Here is a 2,604-nt window from a genome sequence, read left to right on the forward strand (position 1 = left end):
GCCGGCCCCGGTGACCGCGCCAGGGCTCCAGGATCTCGAGCATCGCCGCGTCGTCGACCGGCTCGCCGACGAAGGCCCAGCCGACGTCCTTGGCCAGGTTGTAGTCGCCGACCGAGACGGCGTCGGGGTCACCGAGACGCTGCCTCACCTCGGCGCTGGTCCACACTCCGATGCCCGGGAGCGACCGCAGCCCCGCCGACACCTCGGCGTACGACCGGTCGGCGAGCCGCTCGACGGCCGTGGCCCGCTGCGCCGCCTGCACGACGGTGCGGGACCGTGCAGGGTCGACTCCGGCGCGGTGCCACGCCCACGAGGGGAGCGCGCGCCACTGCTCGGGCGCGAGCGGGACGACCATCGGGACCGGGGTAGGCCCGGGGGCGGGCTCGCCGTGAGCGCGGAGCAGACGCCGCCAGGCTGCGTACGCGTCGACGGAGGGCACCCGCTGCTCGAGGATCGCGGGGACGAGCGTCTCGAAGATCCGGCGCTGGGTGGGCAGGCGGAGGCCCGGGTGACGCTGCAGAGCACGCGCGACGAGCGGGATGCGCGGCTCGAACCCCGACCAGTCGTCTTGGTGGCCGAGCAGCCCGGGGACCTCGTCCAGCAGCTCGTCGGTGCCGTCGCCCCAGGCGTCGACGGTGATCTCTCCGGCGACCTCGGCGACCCGGTAGGTGACCGGGCCGGACCGCATGCGCCCCGCTCGCCACACCGCACCGTCCGAGGCGACGTGGTGCGCCGGGTCGTACGGCCCCTTGCCGAGCCTGCCCAGCGTCCAGCGCACGTCGACCGCGCCGGCAGGACGCCAGGTGCGCGAGGCGCCGGAGCGAAGTGCGGGAGAGGTCGTCACCCTTCGATCGTGACACGTGCCCCCGACGCTCCTGCGTAGGATGCCGTCCTGATGAGTGGAACTCTCTGCCTGGCGCACCCATGAACGGCCGCTACGCCCCGAGCCCGTCGGGTGACCTCCACGTCGGCAACCTGCGGACCGCGATGCTCGCGTGGATGTTCGCCCGCTCGACCGGTCGGGGCTTCCGGATGCGGGTGGAGGACCTCGACCGGGTCCGCCCAGGAGCCCAGGAGCGGCAGCTCGCCGACCTCGCTGCGCTCGGCATCGACTGGGACCCCCCGGTGGTCCTCCAGTCGTCGCGGCAGGCGGACTACGCGGACTCCGTCGCGACGCTCGCCGCGCGGGGACTGACCTACGAGTGCTTCTGCACGCGCCGCGAGATCGCCGAGGCTGCGTCGGCCCCGCACGGCGTCCCGGGCCACTACCCGGGGACGTGCCGCCGGCTGAGCGACGCCGAGCGTGAGGCCCGCCGCTCGCAGCGCCCCGCGGCGCTCAGGCTCGCGTCGGACGTCGACGAGTTCGCCGTCCACGACGTCCTCCACGGCACCGTCACCGGGCCGGTCGACGACCTCGTCCTGGTCCGCAACGACGGTGTGGCGGCGTACAACCTGGCAGTCGTCGTCGACGACGCCGCGATGGACGTCGACCAGGTCGTGCGGGGCGACGACCTGCTCACGTCGGCGCCTCGGCAGGCCTACCTGGCGACGCTCCTCGGCATCACGCCGCCGGAGTACGCCCACGTCCCGCTCGCGCTCAACACCGAGGGCAAGCGACTGGCCAAGCGCGACGGCGCGGTGACCCTCGCAGACCTCGAGGCGCTGGGGTGGACGTCGGCCGACCTGGTCGCGGCGATCGCGGACTCGTTGGGGATGTCCGCGCGCGACGCCGCGGGGATGCTGGCCGAGTTCGACCCCGCCGCGCTGCCCCGTACCCCGTGGGTCTTCGTCCCACCCGAGGCTCCGGCTGCTTGACTCGGAGGCGTGCTCGACGCCTACTTCCGCGAGACGCCGCTGTCCGGCATCGGCGTCGTGCTGGCGCTCCTCCTCGCCACCACGCTGGCGGCGGTGGCGCTCCGGACGGGGACCGTCTCGCCGCTGCGGGTCTGGTTGTACGCCGCCGCGCTGGGATCGTACGCCGCCGTCACGATGATGCCGGGCGCACTCGACCAGGGCTGGCGCTGGGTCAGCCCGTTGGGTCTGCACGTCGACCCGCCACGGTGGGATGCCCTGCTGACCGGGATCGACTCCCGCTCGCTCAACGTCTGGGCCGGGCTAGCGCTAGGAGCCTCGGCCGTGCTGCTCTCGCTGGAGCTGCGCCAATGGTGGCCGTCGCTCGTCGTCCTCGCCGCCCCGTGGCTCGTGGAGTGGTGGCAGGCGGTCATGCCCACCGCCCGCGACGGGTTGTCGGGTGAGGACGTGGGGGACAACCTCTACGGGATCGCGGTCGGGGCCGTGATCGGTCTGCTCCTCCACGCGGGGCTTGTGCTGGTCGAGCGTCGAGCGGGTACCCACGACGTGTAACGGTCTGGTCGGCGCGGGCGACATCTCGCCCCGTGCACCGGCGGGGCCGTCGCGAGAGGATCGTCGGGAACGCCGCGTACGTACGAGGAGGTCACCATGCCGGTGAACGGTGGAGTTCTGCAGGGTCGCGAGTCCGAGGTCGTCGCCGGGGTGCATCCCCAGCTCTTCATCGGAGGCAAGTGGCGTGACGCCGAGGGCCAGAAGACCTTCGCCGTCGAGGACCCGTCCACCGGCGAGACG

General features: G+C 73.5%; 3 protein-coding genes. 2 read left to right on the plus strand and 1 reads right to left on the minus strand.

Annotated features, from left to right (window positions below):
* On the minus strand, window positions 1–844 hold an 844-nt coding region (locus PV363_RS17155; protein WP_301022997.1), incomplete at its 3' end, for a DNA-3-methyladenine glycosylase 2 family protein.
* A gap of 80 nt (window positions 845–924) precedes the next feature.
* On the opposite strand from PV363_RS17155, the gene gluQRS reads away from it, so the two are divergent.
* Both gluQRS and PV363_RS17165 read left to right on the plus strand, forming a co-directional pair.
* Window positions 925–1,815, plus strand: a complete 891-nt coding sequence (gene gluQRS, locus PV363_RS17160) for a tRNA glutamyl-Q(34) synthetase GluQRS (protein ID WP_301022998.1) — start codon at window positions 925–927, stop codon at window positions 1,813–1,815.
* 9 nt (window positions 1,816–1,824) lie between these two features.
* Window positions 1,825–2,364, plus strand: a complete 540-nt coding sequence (locus tag PV363_RS17165; protein WP_220342637.1) for a hypothetical protein — start codon at window positions 1,825–1,827, stop codon at window positions 2,362–2,364.
* Window positions 2,365–2,604 lie beyond the last annotated feature (240 nt).

This window comes from Mumia sp. (assembly GCF_028803055.1).
In the GTDB taxonomy this organism is placed as follows: Bacteria; Actinomycetota; Actinomycetes; order Propionibacteriales; family Nocardioidaceae; genus Mumia.

What these genes read in the sequence shown, in the direction of transcription:
- gluQRS (WP_301022998.1), top strand. Translation starts at nt 925, where the DNA reads ATGAACGGCCGCTACGCCCCGAGCCCGTCGGGTGACCTCCACGTCGGC.